Annotated in this window: 17 protein-coding genes; 5 read left to right on the forward strand and 12 right to left on the reverse strand. The window is 42.1% G+C overall.

All coding sequences use genetic code 11. The annotated features are described in order from the left end of the window. Nucleotides 1-2: 2 nt before the first annotated feature. The 10 genes from VB073_RS13775 to rimP all read right to left on the reverse strand — a co-directional run bounded on the left by VB073_RS13775 (nt 3) and on the right by rimP (nt 10,339). Nucleotides 3-1,265, reverse strand: coding sequence for a pyridoxal phosphate-dependent aminotransferase family protein (locus tag VB073_RS13775; RefSeq protein ID WP_323404770.1), 1,263 nt, complete (start codon nt 1,263-1,265; stop codon nt 3-5). Between the two features lie 53 nt (nt 1,266-1,318). Then, nucleotides 1,319-1,564, reverse strand: coding sequence for a hypothetical protein (locus VB073_RS13780; protein ID WP_323404771.1), 246 nt, complete (start codon nt 1,562-1,564; stop codon nt 1,319-1,321). 71 nt (nt 1,565-1,635) lie between these two features. Next, on the reverse strand, nt 1,636-2,340 hold the full coding sequence (gene pssA, locus VB073_RS13785) for a CDP-diacylglycerol--serine O-phosphatidyltransferase (RefSeq protein WP_323404772.1): 705 nt from the start codon (nt 2,338-2,340) through the stop codon (nt 1,636-1,638). 6 nt (nt 2,341-2,346) lie between these two features. Beyond that, complete coding sequence (locus VB073_RS13790; RefSeq protein ID WP_323404773.1) at nt 2,347-3,027, reverse strand: phosphatidylserine decarboxylase family protein; 681 nt, start codon at nt 3,025-3,027, stop codon at nt 2,347-2,349. A gap of 70 nt (nt 3,028-3,097) precedes the next feature. Then, the gene (locus tag VB073_RS13795; RefSeq protein ID WP_323404774.1) at nt 3,098-3,688 is read right to left on the reverse strand and encodes a CvpA family protein; all 591 of its coding nucleotides are present in this window, start codon (nt 3,686-3,688) and stop codon (nt 3,098-3,100) included. Beyond that, nucleotides 3,685-4,542, reverse strand: coding sequence for a glutamate racemase (gene murI / locus VB073_RS13800; RefSeq protein WP_323404775.1), 858 nt, complete (start codon nt 4,540-4,542; stop codon nt 3,685-3,687). Before murI ends, VB073_RS13795 begins: the two co-directional genes overlap by 4 nt. A 16-nt stretch (nt 4,543-4,558) precedes the next feature. After that, a complete protein-coding gene (locus VB073_RS13805; RefSeq protein ID WP_323404776.1) occupies nt 4,559-5,086 on the reverse strand; it encodes an OmpH family outer membrane protein in 528 nt (175 codons plus the stop codon). 213 nt (nt 5,087-5,299) lie between these two features. Continuing rightward, nucleotides 5,300-7,936: a translation initiation factor IF-2 gene (gene infB / locus VB073_RS13810; protein ID WP_416349551.1), complete on the reverse strand. Its 2,637-nt coding sequence runs from the start codon at nt 7,934-7,936 to the stop codon at nt 5,300-5,302. 555 nt (nt 7,937-8,491) lie between these two features. Then, nucleotides 8,492-9,868, reverse strand: a complete 1,377-nt coding sequence (gene nusA, locus VB073_RS13815; protein WP_323404778.1) for a transcription termination factor NusA — start codon at nt 9,866-9,868, stop codon at nt 8,492-8,494. A gap of 3 nt (nt 9,869-9,871) precedes the next feature. Continuing rightward, a complete protein-coding gene (rimP, locus tag VB073_RS13820) occupies nt 9,872-10,339 on the reverse strand; it encodes a ribosome assembly cofactor RimP (RefSeq protein ID WP_323404779.1) in 468 nt (155 codons plus the stop codon). A 338-nt stretch (nt 10,340-10,677) separates the two neighbouring features. On the opposite strand from rimP, the gene VB073_RS13825 reads away from it, so the two are divergent. The 5 genes from VB073_RS13825 to VB073_RS13845 all read left to right on the forward strand — a co-directional run bounded on the left by VB073_RS13825 (nt 10,678) and on the right by VB073_RS13845 (nt 17,049). Next, nucleotides 10,678-11,256, forward strand: a complete 579-nt coding sequence (locus tag VB073_RS13825; protein WP_323404780.1) for a DUF5063 domain-containing protein — start codon at nt 10,678-10,680, stop codon at nt 11,254-11,256. After that, complete coding sequence (locus tag VB073_RS13830) at nt 11,247-11,822, forward strand: 3'-5' exonuclease (RefSeq protein ID WP_323404781.1); 576 nt, start codon at nt 11,247-11,249, stop codon at nt 11,820-11,822. The genes VB073_RS13825 and VB073_RS13830 overlap by 10 nt, the downstream gene beginning before the upstream one ends. Then, a complete protein-coding gene (locus VB073_RS13835; RefSeq protein ID WP_323404782.1) occupies nt 11,819-13,012 on the forward strand; it encodes a class I SAM-dependent rRNA methyltransferase in 1,194 nt (397 codons plus the stop codon). Before VB073_RS13830 ends, VB073_RS13835 begins: the two co-directional genes overlap by 4 nt. A 416-nt stretch (nt 13,013-13,428) precedes the next feature. Then, nucleotides 13,429-14,445 carry a GSCFA domain-containing protein gene (locus tag VB073_RS13840; RefSeq protein ID WP_323404783.1) on the forward strand — a complete coding sequence of 339 codons (1,017 nt, stop codon included), beginning with the start codon at nt 13,429-13,431 and terminating at the stop codon, nt 14,443-14,445. A 135-nt stretch (nt 14,446-14,580) separates the two neighbouring features. Next, a complete protein-coding gene (locus VB073_RS13845; RefSeq protein ID WP_323404784.1) occupies nt 14,581-17,049 on the forward strand; it encodes a bifunctional UDP-N-acetylmuramoyl-tripeptide:D-alanyl-D-alanine ligase/alanine racemase in 2,469 nt (822 codons plus the stop codon). A gap of 110 nt (nt 17,050-17,159) precedes the next feature. On the opposite strand, the gene VB073_RS13850 is transcribed toward VB073_RS13845, so the two are convergent. Then, on the reverse strand, nt 17,160-18,314 hold the full coding sequence (locus tag VB073_RS13850) for an OmpA family protein (protein ID WP_323404785.1): 1,155 nt from the start codon (nt 18,312-18,314) through the stop codon (nt 17,160-17,162). Between the two features lie 282 nt (nt 18,315-18,596). Next, entirely contained in the window at nt 18,597-19,457 is an 861-nt protein-coding gene (locus tag VB073_RS13855) for a sigma-70 family RNA polymerase sigma factor (RefSeq protein ID WP_019538504.1), read from the reverse strand. Between the last annotated feature and the right edge of the window lie 99 nt (nt 19,458-19,556).

The raw sequence follows: 19,556 nt of genomic DNA on the forward strand, positions 1-19,556 counted from the left end.
TCTTAAGTAGTGGACATCGATTTCATCTCGTCAGAGACATATTTTCCAGCTTCGAGGTTTATTTTTATCTTTTTGAATACCTCGATAGTCTCATCTACCTCTTTCTGGGTATGAGACGCTGTTGGAATCAACCTGAGCATCAGCACCCCTTTGGGTACTACCGGATAGACTACGATTGAGCAGAAAACGTTGTGGTTTTCACGCAAGTCGATCACTATATTGGTACCTTCCGGTACGGAACCACTGAAATAAACCGGTGTTACCGGCGATTGGGTGTTTCCGATATTGAATCCTTCCGCGATCAATCCTTCTTGCAGAGATTTGGCGATTTTCCAGAGATTTTCCCTGTATTGTGGTTGCGTTTGCACTATTTCGAGGCGCTTCAATGCACCGATCACCATGGGCATGGGGAGTGATTTGGCAAAGATTTGCGACCGCATATTGTATTTCAATGAATTGATAATGGGTTTTTCGGAAGCGACAAAGGCACCGATACCAGCCATTGATTTGGCGAAAGTGCCGAAATAGATGTCTACCTGGTCCATTAGCCCGAAATGTTCGCTTGCTCCGGCACCGGTTTCTCCCATCGTACCAAAACCGTGTGCATCATCGATCATCAGGCGAAAATTATATTTCTCACGGAGTTTAACAATCCCGGGAAGATTTCCCAAGTCGCCTGACATACCGAATACACCCTCGGTAATTACAAGGATGCCACCACCCGTCTCCTCCGCCTTTTTGGTAGCGAAACCAAGCATCTTATCGCATCGTTCCATGTCGTTATGGGGATAAACAAAGCTTTTCCCCCCTTTAGCTTTGTGCAGGAATATACCGTCCATGATACAGGCATGTGACTCGGAGTCGTAGACAATGACGTCATTCCTTGAAACCAGAGAATCGATGATCGATACCATTCCCTGATAGCCGTAATTCAGCAGATAGGCTGCCTCTTTCTTTTCGAATGTGGCCAGTTTTTCTTCCAGTTCTTTGTGATATTTCGTCTGCCCCGACATCATGCGGGCCCCCATGGGATATGCCATACCCCAGTCGGCTGCCGCTTTGGCGTCTGCTTCACGTACTTCGGGGTGGTTGGCCAAACCCAGGTAGTTATTCAGGCTCCAGGTGATCACCTCTTTACCGAGAAACCTCATTCTGGGTCCTATCTCACCCTCCAATTCGGGAAAAATAAAATATCCTTCCGCTTTTTTACGATACTGCTCAAGCGGACCTTCGGCATTTTTCAGCCGATCAAAAATATCTGTCATGATTGAATATGATTGGTTTGATTTTCCTTTTATGCAAAAATAGCTATTCTGAATTAATTTTGTTTTTTGTCTTTTAATTCCACAAAATCGACATCTTCCACATCGCTCGATTCAAATTTCTTTTTCTGATATTCAATGATTCTATCTTGTTGGTTGTCAGGTTGTTTTGTTTGCTGCGTACGTTGCTGCCTATAGTTTGGAGATTGCTTGCCCCGTTTTCCTATTAAGAAAGCCGCGACTGATCTTAACAGGAAATAAACAACCATAAAACCCAGAAGAAATTTAATTAGGAATCCCATATTATTATGTGATAATTTGATTTAGGAATAAAGATACAATGATTCATGCAATGGCGATCAATCTCTTTGTATTATTTAACGTCTTTGCTGCGGGTTAAGATCGAAAGAAGGATGTAAGTAACTGTTCCCCAGGCGACACCGATAATGCCCAGTAGTGTAACAAGCAGGATCATCAAGATAATCAGAATGGCCTGCCTCTCATTTCCTTTTATTGCTAATTTTTTGATCTTTAGCGAGAACATTGGAATTTCGGAGATCATCGCTAACGACATCAGAATGATTAAACCTATTGTTAGATAGAATATATTCTCATTGCCTGTTACGACTTCTGCCATCCCGTAACAGTAGCTGATCCAGAAGAGTCCATTCGCTGGGGTTGGTAATCCTATAAATGATGTGGTTTGGCGTTCATCAATATTGAATTTAGCCAACCTGTAAGCTGAAAAAACGGGTATCAGAAATGCCAGATATGGGATCAACTGATGTAGAGGTTCCACAAAGGCGGGAAAAAGTGAGTAATCGCGGAGAAGGATAAATAGTGCAGATGCAGGAGCCACACCAAAACTGACAATATCGGCCAGTGAGTCCAGTTCTTTTCCTAAAGGGGAGTATACTTTCAATAGACGGGCAGCCATCCCGTCGAAAAAATCAAATAGGGCAGCTATCGCAACCCATATCACCACTCCTTTAAAATTACCCTGAAAAGCCAGGGTAATGGCTATAGATCCCGAGAAGAGATTCGAAAGCGTAAGGATATTGGGTATCTGTTTTCGCATAGTCACTTATATTGACTTTTGGGTAAGTCTTGCCAAAAATGTCACATTGGCATATACTTCTTCTCCCTGTTCGACTAGTATCTCACTATCTACCGGCAGAAAAATATCCATTCGGGAGCCCAGTTTGATAAAACCGAGTGGTGCCCCTATGTGTACCTCCTCTCCCTCTTTCACGTAGGAGACTACTCTACGAGCTACAGCGCCGGCAATCTGTTTCGTAAGTATTGTTCCATGATTGGGTGTCTCAATGAGAATATTGGTGTGTTCATTTTCATGACTCGACTTAGGCAGGTATGCCGCATGGAAATTGCCATCTACATGAGAAAAATGGGTGATCTTACCGGTGACCGGTATCCAGTTAGAATGGGCATTAAAAAATGACATAAAGATTGAAACCTGAATACGCTCATCATGAAAGAACTCCTTTTCAAAAACCTTTTCAATAACTACTACCTTACCGTCAGTAGGAGCATTTACCAATCCGTGTAGATCCCCTTTATAAGCACGATCCGGATGGCGGTAGAAGTTGAGGGCCATGGCGTATAGCAGTACTGAAAGAGCCACCAGCAAGACAGTAAAAATATTGTCGGGTAACAGGATCAAAAATAATGCATTGATCAGCAGCAACACAATGCCAATCCTGATCACAGGCAATTTCCCTTCTTTATGTATTCGTAATAACTTCATTTTTTAAATTAAAAGTGAAAAATTAAAAGTGAAAAATGAAGTCAGAATCAAGACTTCTTCATCCACATCATCAAATCATCACCTTAAAATGGTGTTGTTGATAAGTGGAGTCTATGATAGGTTCACTCTTTTTTTCTATTTCCTCCCGATATTTTTCGGGTATGATCTCATCCCAGAGTTGAGGTTCCAGATAGGGGACGATGGCGGGAACAACTGCTTCTATCCGTTCGAAAAAGATTGATTCTTCTTTTACCTTTTTGTTGATAACCTGCTCATTCTTATCGAGCATTAACACCAGGTTGAGGATAATACTCAGAAATACCATCATGGTACCGGAGGCAATAACAGCTCCCAACAGGCGGTTTATGAAACTGAGGAGTACCACATCTATAAATCGTTGTAATAGCCGGCCTATCAGGGAAAGAACGATAGCGATGGCTGCAAATGCCAGAACAAAGGATAAAACTTTGGCTATTTCCGGAGAGAGATTAATCATCCTGGTTATTTCGGGTAAGATGATTTGAGCCACTCTTCCCCCGAAGATGGCTGACAGAATAATGGTTGCCAGTCCCACAAGCTGCATGATCAACCCTTTACGGTATCCGTTAATAAAGGCAATAAGCAGCAATATACCTACAGTTAGATCGAACCAGTTCATCATTTTTGTTCAAGATCGGTTTGCAATGCCTCAACCTGTTCATTAAGGAAGAAAGATGCCTGTTGTTTGAATTTCTCCGTCGAATCGGTAGTAAAATAATGTATACTTCCTTGCTTTGTACAATTCCTGTTCATTTCGGGGTGCCTTTGGAGATAGTCTCTAAGGCTTTCGGCTACATATTTTCCCTGGGAGATTATTTTCACATTCTTTGGGACATATTGGATTATCTTGTTCATGAGTAGAGGATAATGGGTACATCCCAGAATAATTGTATCGATAAGAGGATCCTTTTCGAAGAGCCTATCCAAATGTTGTTGTACAAAATAATCGGCTCCGGGCTTGTCGTATTCCCGGTTTTCCACCAGGGGTACCCACATCGGGCAGGATTCCCCGGTTACGGCTATATCAGGAAATAACTTGCAAATCTCCAACTCATACGATCCTGACCGGATAGTTCCTTCCGTTCCCAGAATGCCTATGTGGTTGCTCTGTGAAAGAGATGCCACTGACTCTACTGTGGGACGGATCACACCCAATACTCTCTTTTCTGGATCAATTTTCGGCAGATTGACTTGTTGGATGGTCCGTAATGCCTTTGCTGAGGCTGTATTACATGCCAGAATTACCAGATGGCATCCCTTCCTGAAAAACCATCTCACAGCTTCAAGAGTGAACTGGTATACCCGTTCATAAGAACGATTGCCATATGGTGCACGTGCATTATCTCCTAGATATATATAGTCATACTCCGGCATCAGCGCCCTTATTTCGGTAAGTACCGTAAGGCCGCCGTAACCCGAATCGAAGATGCCAATTGGCCCCGCTTTTCGGATTGTCAGGTCAGTTTGTTCCTCCACGTCTGTTGAGGATCACTTACCGGTTGATACCCAGTTTAGCTATTACGAGAGGATTAGCATTTACTGCATCGGGTGACACAAAAGCAATTCCCGGGTTGGCAAGATCGTAAATCACGGTGTACCGTTGTTCGATGCCTACGGCACGAATGGCTTCATTTATTTTTTGTTTTAAGGGCCCCAATAATCCTTTTTCCTGATTATTGATGTCTTCCTGAGCCAACTCCATGAACTTTCCTATCTTGTTTTCCAATTCGGTGAGTTCCTGCATCCTGCGCAGTTTGATGTTTTCCGAAAGAGAAGCCTGATAAGTTATATAGTCGGAATACTTTTTATTGTATTCGTTCTGCATCAATTCAAGCTCTTTTTTGTAATTCTCACTTAATGTAAGCAGTTGTTGTGTAGCCTGAGCTTTTTCAGGCATTTGATCCAATAGTTCTGTTGTATTTACATAGGCAACAGATACTTGTGGCAATACTTGTGAAAAAGCAGTTCCACCGACCAATGAAATAAGCAGGGTAAGCGTGAAAAGAACTTTTTTTGTCATTGTCAACTATTTTAAAAAGTGAATATTCAGTGAATAACCCTGGTTGCTATTGTAATTTCTTTTCCTATAACCTGTGTGTGGTGGCCGCATCCACTTTATAATGAGCAGATGCGGCCGCTCTCAGGGTAGGAATTAAAATTACAATGTCAACTGGTTACTTTTTTAATCCCCGGAGTTCTGTTTCTATCAAGAGTAATCCGTCCCCCGGGATTTTTATAATTTTTTCTTTACTTCTGTTTCCTCATAAGCTTCAACGATGTCACCGACTTTAATATCATTAAAGTTGCGTATGGTAACACCACATTCGTAGCCTGAAGTTACTTCTCTTACGTCTTCCTTGAATCGTTTTAGTGATTCCAGTTCACCGGTGAAGATCACAATACCATCGCGGATAAGACGGATACGGCTGGAACGTTTTATCTTGCCGTCACGTACCATACATCCGGCTACGGTTCCCACTTTAGATATCTTAAAAACCTCAAGCACTTCCACATTACCGGTAATCTCTTCCTTGATATCCGGAGAAAGCATACCTTCCATTGCAGCTTTCACCTCTTCGATAGCATCGTAGATGATAGAATAGAGACGGATATCCACACCCTCCTTTTCTGCTTCTTTGCGTGCCCCGAGTGAAGGACGTACCTGGAAGCCAATGATGATGGCATCGGAAACAGCGGCAAGGCTGACGTCCGATTCTGAGATCTGTCCTGCTGCTTTGTGGATTACATTCACCTGTATTTCTTCGGTAGAGAGGCGTATAAGCGAGTCGGAGAGCGCTTCTACCGATCCGTCTACGTCTCCTTTCACGATGATGTTCAGTTGCTGGAAACTGCCGATAGCAATACGGCGACCGATATCATCGAGGGTAAGCATCTTTTGTGTACGTAGCGATTGTTCGCGTTGCAACTGTTCACGACGGTTGGCAATAGAGCGTGCTTCCTGTTCGGTCTCCATCACGTTGAATGTATCACCTGCCTGAGGAGCTCCGTTCAAACCGAGGATCAATGCCGGTTCCGATGGGCCAGCCTCTTCAATTCGCTGATTACGCTCGTTGAACATCGCTTTTATGCGGCCGAAATAAGAACCGGCCAATACGATATCGCCTTGTTTGAGTGTTCCGTTTTGTATCAACACGGTAGCCATATAGCCTCTTCCCTTGTCGAGTGATGACTCGATGATGGATCCGGTAGCTCTCCGGTCGGGGTTGGCTTTCAGTTCTAACAGGTCTGCTTCCAGCAGCACTTTTTCCAACAATTCATCAATACCGATACCACTCTTTGCAGAAATATCCTGCGATTGGTATTTTCCACCCCAGTCCTCGACCAGGTAATTCATCTCAGCCAGTCTCTCTTTTATTTTTTCCGGATTAGCTCCCGGCTTGTCGATCTTATTGATGGCAAATACAATAGGTACACCTGCCGCTCCTGCGTGGTTGATGGCTTCCACTGTCTGTGGCATCACATTGTCGTCTGCCGCTACGATGATGATCGCTACGTCGGTCACCTTGGCCCCACGCGCACGCATAGCGGTAAATGCTTCATGTCCCGGTGTATCGAGGAAAGTAATCTTTCGTCCGTCCGACAACTGCACATTGTATGCTCCGATATGCTGTGTAATACCCCCTGCTTCACCCGCAATTACGTTGGTACTTCTAATCCTGTCGAGTAAAGAAGTTTTTCCGTGATCCACGTGCCCCATTACTGTAACAATGGGTGGACGCGGCATCAGGTCTTCAGGTGCATCCTCTTCATCGGCAATAGCCTCAATTACATCTGCACTTACATATTGGGTTTTGAAGCCATATTCCTCGGCCACGATATTAATGGTTTCAGCATCGAGACGCTGATTGATAGCCACCATCACTCCCAGACTCATACAGGTGGAAATTACGTTGGTTACGGGAACGTTCATCATATTGGCAAGATCGTTTGCTGTAACAAACTCTGTCAATTGCAGTACATGGCTTGCCCTTTCCTTCTGTTTGAGTTCCTCCTGTTGTCTTTGCGCACTGGCTTCACGCTTTTCACGACGATATTTGGCACCCGCTTTTTTACCTCGTTTCTCGGTGAGACGTGCGAGTGTCTCTTTTATCTGTTTTTGTACATCCTCTTCACTAACCTCGGGTTTAAGAGGTTTTCGGAGTGACAGTTTTTTATTGTTACTCTTGGAGGAACTCTGATTGTAAGTCGTCGGTTTATCTATGTTTACCTGTCCGGAGCGTATCCGTTTTCTCTTTTTCTTTGCACTTTCATTATCGCTCTCGGAAGAAATCGGCTGTTTTTTCTTTTCATCAATAGCCTCTTTCTTCAGTTGTTTTACCTTTTCCTCCTTTAGCTTTTTAGTATCGAGGGCTTTTTGTTCACGTTCAAGGCGTTCCTTCTTCCTTTGAGCTCTTGATTTTCTGGGCGGACGGGTACGGTCATTGATAGAATCTAAATCAATAGAACCTTTCACAACAATGTTCGATTCAAGCTTATTCTTATGTAAACGGAATACGGTATTCGATTTTACATCATCGATTTTTTCTTCCGTTTCAGATTTATCTTTATCCATCTCCGCTTCGGGTTCTTCCGATTCACGTCCGGACTCTAATTTTGTTTCCTCTTCTTCCGATACCGTCGGTTTTATTTCTTTTGGAGCGGTTTTTTCTTCCTGTACGACTTTTTCTTTTTCCTCTTCTGTATTCTCCTCTATTTTCGTCGGAATGGATGACACCTCTTCGACCGGAGTCTTTTTAATAGGATCTGATTCAACGGAGAGAGGTTCGGCGGGAGTTGATTCAGTCTGGACTGGTTCAACCGATTCCGGTTCAACGGAAGTTATTCTTTCTGCTTTAGGCTCCGAGGGCATTTCTGTCTCTCTTGTCTCCGGAGTGATTATCTCTTCTGCGGGAGATGGTTGCTCAGGTATAGTACGACTATCCTTGAGCAATTCTTCACTCTTCGGTTCGCTTTTTTTCTTATGAAGGTTATCGAGATCAATACTACCCACCACATTGAAATGAGGTCTCATTTCATTCGGGATTTCTGTTTCGATGGTCTCTTTTTCTGTCTTTTTTTTGGGGGCATACTGTTCGGGAAGTTCATAACCTTCTATGGCTATGGTTTCGCGTTTATCATCGCGACGATGCAGTTTCTCGCGAGTGATAGTTGCTTCATTACGAATATTTTTATCTTTGCCAAATTCGGCAATAAGTATATCATACTGTTCATCCTCAATTTTTGCATTGGGATTTGCTTCTATTTCAATACCTTTTTTGTGGAGAAATTCAACCAGAGTGTTGATCCCCACATTCAAATTTTTTGATACTTTTATTAGTCTTACAGGCATATATCTCTCCTAACCTTTACTCTCTTTTTATGTTGTGAACAGTATGTGTATTGTTTGACCCGGAATGTACAGAGGCTAGAGGTTTTCTTCCTCTTCTTCATCCCCTTCTTCATCCTCGTGTCCATCCTCGTTCATATACCCATTCATATCCGATTCTGCCTCCACATCCACATCTGTATTTGTTTCCGGATCTGTATCTTCTTCCTCGAACTCATAACGTAAGATGTCCAGTACTTCATCTACGGTGCTATCCTCCAGGTCAGCTTCTCTGATAATCCTTTCACGCCCCATCGCAAGTACGTTTTTGGCAGTGGAGCATCCGATCTTTTTCAATTGGTCAATAACCCAACCATCAATCTCATCACGGAATTCATCGAGGTAGATATCTTCTTCGTCTACCTCATCTATATCGCGGAATACTTCGATATTATAACCGGTGAGCATGGATGCCAGTTTAATGTTGGCTCCCCCCTTACCGATGGCAAGCGAGACCTCTTCCGGATTAAGAAATACTTCGGCGCGCCGCTCCTCTTCCCTTACGGTAATAGAATTGATTCTTGCCGGACTCAATGCACGTTGTATATAGAGGTTGGTGTTGTTTGTATAGTTAATAACGTCGATATTCTCATTTCGTAATTCACGCACGATACCATGGATCCGGAATCCTTTCATGCCGACACAAGCACCTACCGGATCGATCCGGTCGTCATAGGCTTCTACTGAAACTTTAGCTCTCTCTCCCGGGATACGGGCAATACCTTTAATGGTGATCAATCCGTCGGCAATTTCCGGAATTTCCTGTTCGAATAACCGTTCAAGGAATACAGGAGAAGTACGTGAAAGGATGATTCTCGGGTTGTTATTCTTGTTCTCAACGCGTGCCACTACAGCGCGTGCATGTTCTCCCTTCCGGAAGAAATCGGTGGGTATCTGTTCTGTTTTAGGCAGGATCAGTTCATTATGTTCATCATCGAGCAATAATAACTCTTTTTTCCATACCTGATAGACCTCTCCCGAAACAATTTCTCCCACTTTTTCCTTGTATTTGTTGTAAAGGTTGTCCTTTTCCAATTCTAATATCTTGGAAGCAAGTGTTTGTCTCAGGTTTAGAATAGTCCGCCGGCCGAAATGATCAAGAGAAACCTCGTCGGTCACCTCTTCCCCTACCTCGAAGTCCTCATCGATCTTCAGTGCATCCGACAAGCTTATTTCCAGGTTGGGATCTTCCAGTTCATCGTCTTCTACAACCACCCTGTTGCGCCATATTTCCAGGTCACCTTTGTCGGGGTTGATGATGATATCATAGTTTTCATCCGTGCCGTTGTTTTTAGAGATCACATTACGGAACGATTCTTCAAGCACGCTGATGAGTGTGGCTTTATCGATATTCTTCAGCTCGTTGAATTCGGAAAATGTATCGATGAGACTGATGGTTTCTTTCTTCTTACCCATATATTATTTAAATCGTATAAGATATTTTGTATGCTTTACTTCATCAAACGCAAAGCGGATATCTTCCTCCACTTCAATTTTACGTTTGGCTCCTTCGGGTTTTACCTTCTTTGTGAGGGTGACGGTAAACCCTTTATCATCAGATGATTTAAGTATGCCTGTGATTTTCTGCCCATTTTTGCCAAGTACTTCGACTTCCTTCCCTTCATATTTTTTGTATTGGCGTAATATCTTGAAAGGAGACGAGAGTCCAGCCGAAGAAACGGTCAATTCGAAATCTTCCATGTCACGGTCGAGTTTCGATTCCAGATAACGGCTCAATGCGACACAATCGTCAATATCTACACCATGATCGTTATCGATTTCAACGGTGATTGTATTATCTGCACTAACCGAAACGTCCGTCAAATAATTGGGCGAACCTTCCAGATACTGCTCTGTAAAATCGACTATCAGTTTCTTTTCGATCATATTTATATCTACGAAGAAGTATCCTGAGCTCAAGTCTATATACAAGAATGTGATTACAATGTCTTGTGTCTCGTATCTTAATTCCTGGCTCTCTACTCTAATATTTATGAACAAAAAAGGAAGCGGTGTTTCCTGCTTCCCTCCTTCTTTACGGGTGCAAAGATATTATTTTCAAACGGATTCACAAAATGTTTGTGCTTTTTTTTGTGTTGTATGGGCTTCTGTTTGGCGACACCCCGTGTGATATTATCGGAAAATAATATGTAATTTTGTCATCATAAAAAGTATGTACCCTGAAGATTTTGAAAAAGTGCATACCCCCTAAACGGATTGAGATTATGGAGAGAGCAGAGGTTGAAAAGATCGTATATGACAAAAGTGTGATCGATTTTGTCACTATTGCGGTGGAAATTTGTGTGTTTTTGGAAAAGAATGAACCTACTCCTCGTGAGGGGTGGGTGGACAGGATTTTGAAAATGCTTCCACTCCTGTATGTGAAGGCACTTTTGTTACCTGAGACCGTGACTACGGAAGAAGAGTTGCCTGCTACTTTTGTACGTGAGGAAGATTATGCACGCGTTGCGAATGGTGTCTCGGAAGTGATGGGTGAAGAGGATGTATATCTCGATGTATTTGTGGAAGAGATGAAATATAGCGATACCCCTGTATCCCTCTATATATCAGAAAATATTGCCGATATTTATCAGGATATACGGAATTTTGTATCGGTGTATCAGTTTGGTCTTATCGGGCAAATGAATGATGCGCTGTATCAGTGTAAGGAAAATTTTCGTCTCTATTGGGGACAAAAATTGGTAAACGTATTACGTCCGCTGCACACGTTGAAGTGTCTGTACCTGGAAAACGAAAAAGAGAATGAAGATACGGATTTATCGGAGGATGAATTGTGGGATTGACGATTTCAAAAGAACAGATTACCGAACTGCCTTTAGAGATATTTGAAGGTAAAATAGTTGTTATTGACCATATGGAAGAAGTGAGGAAAGCTTGTAACTATCTCGCTTCCCAGAGTACGCTTGGCTTCGATACTGAAACCAAACCGGCTTTCAAACGGGGACAGGAAAACAAGGTAGCGCTAATACAACTTTCCACGGAAAAGGAGTGTTTCTTGTTCCGTTTGAATAAAATTGGTTATCCGCATGAACTGGAAACAATTATGAGTGACCCTGCGATCAGGAAAGTGGGACTTTCGTTACGTGACGATTTTGCTGCTATCAGAAAACGTTCTGTACGGAAACCGGAGAATTTTATCGATTTGCAGGATTTTGTAGATAAGTTCGGCATAGAGGATAATAGTTTACAAAAAATTTATGCTATTCTTTTTGGTAAAAAAATATCCAAGAATCAACGTGTTTCGAATTGGGAAGCAGAAGCTCTTACTCCAGCACAACAGTCCTATGCAGCAATCGATGCCTGGGCTTGCCTCCGTATTTATAATCATTTAATCCGAACAGACATATGAAGGTTTACAAAGAGTTACGATTACGCCCTGGGAAGGAGGCTTCGCTGCAACGATTTCATCCCTGGATCTTTTCAGGTGCTATCGCTTATAAACCGGAAGGGTTGACCGAAGGAGAGACAGTACGTGTGTTGGCCGCCGATGGAACTTTTTTGGGAGTCGGACATTTTCAGATTGGCAGTATTGCAGTGCGTATCTTGTCTTTTCATGATGAGCCGATCGATGCTGCATTTTATGAAAGAAGCCTGGCTAATGCTTACAGGATGCGCTTTGAATTGAAACTTGTCAGGAAAGATAATACTATTTTTCGGTTAGTACATGGAGAAGGTGATTTTTTGCCGGGTTTAATTATCGATATATACGGTGAAACGGCAGTGATACAAGCCCATTCGGTGGGGATTCACAATGATCTGGAACTTGTGATAACTGCATTAAAGCGTGTCCTTCCTGCCGATATCGTGAAACATATTTTTTATAAGTCGGAGGGGACGTTGCCATATAAAGCCGGAATTTTTCCTGAAAACAGCTATCTTTCCGGAGGAATAGATGTTGATGAGATTGCCATTGAGAATGGTTTACGTTTCCGCATTGATTGGTTGAAGGGGCAAAAAACGGGATTTTTCGTCGATCAGAGGGAAAATCGTGCACTGCTGGAACATTATGCCCAGAACCGCCATGTATTGAATATGTTCTGCTATACCGGGGGCTTTTCAGTGTACGCGTTGCGTGGGGGTGCCGCTTCTGTGGAGTCGGTGGATAGCTCTGCAAAAGCGGTTTCTATTACCGACCAGAATGTCATACTCAATTTTGGTGATGAACCACGACATAATTCCTGTCCGGAAGATGCTTTTAAATTTCTGAAGCAGCTTCCCTATGGAGAAAAAGATCTGATTATCCTGGATCCTCCTGCCTTTGCGAAACACAGGGGAGCTATCAATAACGCATTACAGGGATACAAAAAATTGAATCTTCAGGCTTTAGAGAAGATTGCGCCGGGAGGACTCTTATTTACTTTCTCCTGCTCACAGGTGATCTCAGCAGAGCAGTTCCGGCTAGCTGTTTTCAGCGCTGCTGCAATATCGGCTCGGAAAGTGCGCATATTACATCAGCTTACGCAACCGGCAGATCATCCTGTCAATATTTATCATCCCGAAGGTGAATACCTGAAAGGATTGGTGCTTCAGGTAGATTGAGTAATATTCTTTCATGAATGAGAAAATATGTTTAATTATGTTTTAGATCATTCTTGCCAATAATATATTGGTTAAATAATATGAAATATGTGATTTTAATCGCAGGAAAGTATGTTCAGTAACAGAAAAACGCTTATATTTGCAACGTGTTTTTCATGGTATTAGATTTAAGGTTAACAATGAAGATTGGTTGTCGTGAGACAACCTTTCCTTTTTTATGGAGACCATGAAAATCTCTCCACAATTTTTAGGATTGATCCACGAAAAAAATGAAGAATTATCACTTCATCCAATCAACATTGTTTAGTTTCACAAAATATAAACCAGTTGTTTAAGAGAAATGGTACCATTATTGTTACTTTTGTAATAGAAATCGTTTAAAATATTCCTCACAGGATAAAAAGAGGAAAAATGGTATGAATTTTAGGACAATAGTAGATATTCCCGTATCGGATATACGAATAGATCACTCTACCCGGATGATGCTTTTTGGTTCCTGCTTTTCTGAAAATATAGGCAGGAAGTTGGTGCAATCGAAATTTCAGGTGGATTTGAATCCGTTCGGTATTTTATATAATCCTTTCTCCATTTTGTCTTCCATCAGGAGGCTATTATCGGCACGACCTTTTTCGGAAGGCGACCTTGTATCGAATAACGGTATTTATCACAGTTTGATGCATCATGGACAATTTTCGGATCCCGATAAGGATGCCTGTTTGCATAATATTTCTCTGCTTTTTAATGGTGCTGCCGATAATATAAAGCATACGAATCTTTTCCTTGTCACCTTTGGTTCTGCTTATGTGTATCAGTGGAAAGAGAGCGGAGAAATTGTCGGAAATTGTCACAAGTTTCCATCCCGCCTGTTCAACCGATTCCGTTTGTCGGTAGAAGAGATAACCGAAGAGTGGGAAAAGTTGATCACAGATCTCAAGGCTATTATTCCGGATGTCCGATTATTGTTTACGGTTAGTCCGGTCCGTCATTGGAAGGAAGGGGCGCATGAAAATCAAATCAGTAAATCGGTACTACATCTGGCCATAGACAATCTGGGAAGCATTTTTCCGGAAAACGTGCGCTATTTTCCCGCGTATGAGGTGATGATCGATGAATTACGTGATTACAGGTTCTATGATGAAGATATGATGCATCCTTCTTCTTTTGCAGTAGATTATATTTGGCAACTTTTCGGGAATACATTCTTTTCCGAAGAGACAATGAGGATCAATGAAGAATGGAAAGAGATCAGAAAGGCAATGGAGCACCGTCCGCTCTACCCCGGAACGGATGCCCATCGAGCATTCATAAAAAGTACATTCCAAAAATTGGAGGATTTTGCCCATAATTATCCCTGGATTTCCTGTGACGATATGAGTGTGGAAAAGTGGAAAGGTGGAGAAGAGGGGAAGTGGGAAAGGAAAGAGAAACAGTGATGTGATGATTCGTTATTCCAAGTCTGGGTTCTTGAATCTGGACTCTCTTAAGAAACAAAATCAAAGGCCAAGTGCTTCAACCTATTTTTTGAGTGGAGAAAACATTCTGGAATGCTTGGTTCTAAACAAAAAAATATGCAATATAATATTCAACAGATAGGTTCTATATTAGGAGTTCCGGTTAGTAAGAAGCAAGTAGGTAAAATAACAATTCTTCTTACTGACAGCCGTAAGTTGACGTTGCCTGCCGAGACACTTTTTTTTGCTTTGGAAACAAAAAATAATGATGCTCATATTTTTGTGGAGGAATTGTATGAGAAAGGTGTTCGTAGTTTTGTGGTGTCCAAATTTTTACCGGAATGGGAGAGATTTACTGATGCGGCTTTTCTGAAAGTGAAAAATAGCTTGTCTGCCTTGCAGAAGGTTGCGGCTTATCATCGAAAAAGATTTAATATACCGATCATTGGCATTACCGGTAGTAATGGAAAGACTATTGTGAAAGAGTGGCTTTACCAGCTACTCGAAGGAAATTATAACATTGTAAGGTCACCCAGAAGTTACAATTCTCAAATCGGTGTTCCGCTTTCTGTCTGGCAATTAGACGAAGAAACCGAGTTGGGCATTTTTGAAGCGGGTATATCGCTTCCGGATGAGATGGAGAAGCTGGAGCCCGTTATCCGGCCGACAATCGGAGTATTGACAAAAATAGGAGAGGCCCATCAGGAGAATTTCAATTCCTTAGAACAGAAGATATTGGAGAAACTTGAACTTTTTGCCAACTGCGACGTGTTCATTTACGATGAAGATAATGACTTGGTTTCTCAATGCGTCGATCAGATGGTACTTTCCCAGAAGACTTTTACATGGTCGAGAAAGAATAGAGACGCGCATTTGTATATTTCAGCCATCAATAAGGAAGGAGAGAACACTATAATTAATTATTCCTTACTTGATTTGGATGGTTCCTTCATGATCCCTTTCACCGATGAAGCTTCCATTGAGAATGCCATCAGCAGTCTTGCCGTTGCGCTCTATCTCCATATCTCTCCTTCGGATATTTCTTCCAGAATGGCTAATCTTGAACCGGTTGCCATGCGTCTGGATGTGCGGAAAGGGAAAGAGAATTGTATAATTATCAACGATACTTATAACTCGGATATCAATTCCATAAAAATTGCGCTCGATTTTCAACAACAGCGGAAAGTAGAGCGTCATCTCAAGAAGACATTGATCATTTCCGATATTCTTCAGTCAGGAGTACCTCCAAAGTCTCTCTATAAAAAGCTGGCCGATATGGTAGAGCAGAGTGGGGTAGAAAAAATGATAGGTATAGGCAGTGATATTGCTGCTTATCAGTATCTTTTTTCAATGCCCGAGAAATCTTTCTATCAGACTACAGATTTGTTTATTTCTTCCGGAGAATGGAGAAAATTCAGTGAAGAATTGATCTTACTCAAAGGGGCAAGAAAATATCATTTTGAACAGATCACATACCTTATCGAGGAACGTATTCATGAGACGGTATTGGAAGTAGATCTGGATGCCGTGGTGCATAATTTCAATTTTTATAAATCCCGTTTGCAACCAGATATGAAGCTGGTCTGCATGGTGAAGGCGAATGGATATGGTGCTGGTGCTGTGGAAATAGCAAAGACACTTCAATATCATCGATGTGACTATTTGGCAGTGGCTATAGCGGAAGAGGGAATACAGCTCAGGAAAGAAGGTATATCATTGCCTTTGATTGTCCTGAATCCCGAAGTAAATGGTTTTGAGGAACTTTTCTCTGCAGATCTTGAACCTGAAGTGTACAATTTCCGTATTTTGGAGGCATTTATTAAGGAAGCGGAAAGAAGGGGTATTACTGATTATCCGATTCACGTGAAAATTGATACCGGTATGCATCGGCTGGGGTTCCTTCCCGAACAGATACCGGAGATGATATCTATCCTTAAAAGGCAAAAGGGGCTGAAGGTTTGTTCTCTATTTTCACATTTGTCTGCGAGTGAAAGTTGGCATTTCGATGACTTTACTCTCCGCCAGATGGAGATATTCAGAAAGGCTGCGGAAGAAATTGAGCAGGCATTCAGTTACCCGGTCTATAAGCATATTCTTAACTCGGCAGGTCTGGAGCGTTTCCAGGATACTAAATGGGATATGGCACGTCTTGGAATTGGCCTGTATGGTATAAGTGCGAGTGGTTTATCCGGTCTCAGAAATGTTTGTACCTTAAAGACCACTATCTTACAAATAAAAGAGATCTCCTCTAACGAGACTATCGGTTATGGTAGGAAGGAAAAGTTAGATCACGATGCCCGTATTGCTACTATCCGGTTTGGTTATGCTGATGGGATGGACAGGAAATTCGGGAACAGAATTGGGAAAGCTCTGATTAACGGGCAATATGCGCCTATTGTGGGAAATGTATGTATGGACCTCTGTATGGTGGATGTGACAGATATTGATGCCAGGGAAGGAGATCTGGTTGTTTTATTTGGAGAAGGTCTGACCGTACTTGAGCTTGCGGAAAGTATCGATACCATTCCTTATGAGATCCTGACTTCAGTTTCGCAACGTGTAAAACGTGTATATATTAAAGAATAAGCAGGAGTCAATGATTTTAAAAGCCTTTTTGATGTGAGAAGAAGTGTAAAAAAAATATCCCGGCGAAGCGCCGGGATATTTTTTTATTGTTATTTGTTTTTATCTTTTTCTTAGTCTACGAAGAAGATAGCAACACGGTTCCAGTCGTTTTCTGCGTACGGCTGTTCGGTATCACCCTTCCAGTCGATAGAGATACGGCTGCTGCTGATTCCGTATTCGTTAGTCAATGCATCGGCAACCGCTCTTGCACGTTTTTCAGAAAGTGCAAAGTTGTAAGCAGGTGTTCCTGTTTGTTTGTCGGCATAAGCAACGATATTTACTTTCGCATTCGGGTTGGATTTCAAGTATTCAGCAGTGTTGTACACGCTTACTTGCTGACCTTTGTCGATCTTCGCAGAGTTAATGCGGAAGAACACTACGTTAGGAACGTATACGCCTTCAGTTACAACGGTCGGCTTAACTTCAGGACAATCCGGGCAAGATTCCGGTCTGAGTCTGAGTTTTTCGTTTTCAGCACGCAGTCTGTTGATCTGGCTGTTCAAATCGTTGATCAGGTTGTAATCCATCAGTTCGGCAGGAGTGAAATCTTGTTTTCCACCAAGACCGAATTTGATACCTGCAGTACCTGTGAACATGCTGTCATATTCAAAGTCACCACCTAATCCGCTACCGTCAAAAGTTTCCTGGAATGCTCTCCATCCCAGTTCGAGGAAGAGGGCAACACTCTTGGAGAGTTGGAAGTTGTTGATCAAACCTACATTGTAGGTCAATGTCTGATTTTGGCTTTTGAAGAACGAGTTGTTGGGATTGGGTTTTTTCCAGTCTGCGTCCAGTCCATACATGTAACCGATACCGAGGTAAGGAACCAAGCTGTAAACCCTGTCGGGATTGTAGCTGCCCCATGCGTTGGTAACATTGTACAACAAATCCAGATGAGCGCCTCCCCAGTTTTGTTCGGGATTTAATCCTGTAACCACATGTTTGATATGGCCAGCGTCAATTACCACACGGGCACCCCAGTTAGGTGAGTTCCAGCGTCCGATTTCAATTTGCCCCATCCATCCCAGACGATCGCCGAAATTCGCACCGGCATCATTTTCGCCTTTAGTCATGTAAAGGTTCGTTCCACCACCAAGACCGATATACCAATTATCACTTCCTTTGTTCTTCAGATACACTGTACCATGAGAAACGTTTTGTACTTCTTGTGCACTGATGCTAAAAGCAACAAGAGCAGAGAATAAAAGTAAACCAAACTTTTTCATAAATTTAAATTCTAATTAAACATTTTATTACAATAACTCGATATTCTTTTTTTGTTGTCCGATTGAGTATAAGTACTGTCTCAGTACAACTTTTTACTATTTCAAGTATAACATTTCCTTTAAAATAATGTTCACCAAAGTAAATTCTTTCTCACTTCGGATCACAAATATAAAACTTAAATTTTACATATGCTCTATTTTGTGTAAAAAATCACCAAAAAAACGTCGTTATAAGGGTTTTTTCTTCATTTTTTTCCTCTTTTCGCTAAGAACCCCTTCCTATTATCCCAGATAGGTTTTCAGTAATTTACTTCGGGAATCCTGTCTTAATCTCCGGATTGCTTTTTCCTTGATTTGACGAACGCGTTCACGCGTAAGTTGGAATTTATCCCCAATCTCCTCGAGGGTCATTTCCTGACATCCAATTCCGAAAAACATTTTGATGATATCGCTTTCTCTTTCTGTCAGGGTCGAGAGTGCTCGGTCGATTTCTTTTTGGAGTGATTCGTTGATCAGTGTACGATCAGCTACAGGAGCATCATCATTCACCAATACGTCTAAAAGACTGTTGTCTTCTCCTTCCACGAAAGGAGCATCCATAGAGATATGTCGTCCTGATACCTTCAGGGAGTCTGTTACTTTTTCTACCGAGAGATCCAGTTCCTGGGCTAACTCTTCAGCAGAAGGCCTCCGCTCGTTCTCCTGTTCAAACTTTTGGAAGGCTTTACTTATTTTGTTGAGTGACCCCACCTGGTTGAGTGGTAGTCTGACAATTCTGGACTGTTCGGCCAGTGCTTGCAGGATTGATTGACGAATCCACCAAACGGCATAACTGATGAATTTAAATCCTCTCGTTTCGTCAAATTTTTCAGCAGCTTTTATCAGTCCAAGATTGCCCTCATTGATCAAGTCGGGAAGACTCAATCCCTGGTTTTGGTATTGTTTGGCTACTGATACCACAAATCGGAGATTGGCCCTGGTGAGTTTTTCCAATGCCTGGCGATCACCCCTCTTGATGGCTTGTGCCAATTCTACCTCTTCTTCCACAGTAATCAGGTCTTCACGGCCGATCTCCTGAAGGTATTTATCCAAAGAAGCACTTTCCCGGTTTGTGATTGACTTTGTAATCTTTAATTGTCTCATTTATGCTTAATCCTTCTAAATTATCTTTATCTTGTGACTTTTGGGGGTGCAAAAGTACAAAATATTTCTGATACGGAAATAAAGACTCTTCTCAATAAT

Source organism: Proteiniphilum sp., from assembly GCF_034927365.1.
GTDB lineage: Bacteria > Bacteroidota > Bacteroidia > Bacteroidales > Dysgonomonadaceae > Proteiniphilum.

What these genes read in the sequence shown, in the direction of transcription:
- VB073_RS13775 (WP_323404770.1), bottom strand. Translation starts at nt 1,265, where the DNA reads ATGACAGATATTTTTGATCGGCTGAAAAATGCCGAAGGTCCGCTTGAG.
- VB073_RS13780 (WP_323404771.1), bottom strand. Translation starts at nt 1,564, where the DNA reads ATGGGATTCCTAATTAAATTTCTTCTGGGTTTTATGGTTGTTTATTTC.
- pssA (WP_323404772.1), bottom strand. Translation starts at nt 2,340, where the DNA reads ATGCGAAAACAGATACCCAATATCCTTACGCTTTCGAATCTCTTCTCG.
- VB073_RS13790 (WP_323404773.1), bottom strand. Translation starts at nt 3,027, where the DNA reads ATGAAGTTATTACGAATACATAAAGAAGGGAAATTGCCTGTGATCAGG.
- VB073_RS13795 (WP_323404774.1), bottom strand. Translation starts at nt 3,688, where the DNA reads ATGATGAACTGGTTCGATCTAACTGTAGGTATATTGCTGCTTATTGCC.
- VB073_RS13805 (WP_323404776.1), bottom strand. Translation starts at nt 5,086, where the DNA reads ATGACAAAAAAAGTTCTTTTCACGCTTACCCTGCTTATTTCATTGGTC.
- infB (WP_416349551.1), bottom strand. Translation starts at nt 7,936, where the DNA reads ATGCCCTCGGAGCCTAAAGCAGAAAGAATAACTTCCGTTGAACCGGAA.
- nusA (WP_323404778.1), bottom strand. Translation starts at nt 9,868, where the DNA reads ATGGGTAAGAAGAAAGAAACCATCAGTCTCATCGATACATTTTCCGAA.
- rimP (WP_323404779.1), bottom strand. Translation starts at nt 10,339, where the DNA reads ATGATCGAAAAGAAACTGATAGTCGATTTTACAGAGCAGTATCTGGAA.
- VB073_RS13825 (WP_323404780.1), top strand. Translation starts at nt 10,678, where the DNA reads ATGGAGAGAGCAGAGGTTGAAAAGATCGTATATGACAAAAGTGTGATC.
- VB073_RS13835 (WP_323404782.1), top strand. Translation starts at nt 11,819, where the DNA reads ATGAAGGTTTACAAAGAGTTACGATTACGCCCTGGGAAGGAGGCTTCG.
- VB073_RS13840 (WP_323404783.1), top strand. Translation starts at nt 13,429, where the DNA reads ATGAATTTTAGGACAATAGTAGATATTCCCGTATCGGATATACGAATA.
- VB073_RS13845 (WP_323404784.1), top strand. Translation starts at nt 14,581, where the DNA reads ATGCAATATAATATTCAACAGATAGGTTCTATATTAGGAGTTCCGGTT.
- VB073_RS13850 (WP_323404785.1), bottom strand. Translation starts at nt 18,314, where the DNA reads ATGAAAAAGTTTGGTTTACTTTTATTCTCTGCTCTTGTTGCTTTTAGC.
- VB073_RS13855 (WP_019538504.1), bottom strand. Translation starts at nt 19,457, where the DNA reads ATGAGACAATTAAAGATTACAAAGTCAATCACAAACCGGGAAAGTGCT.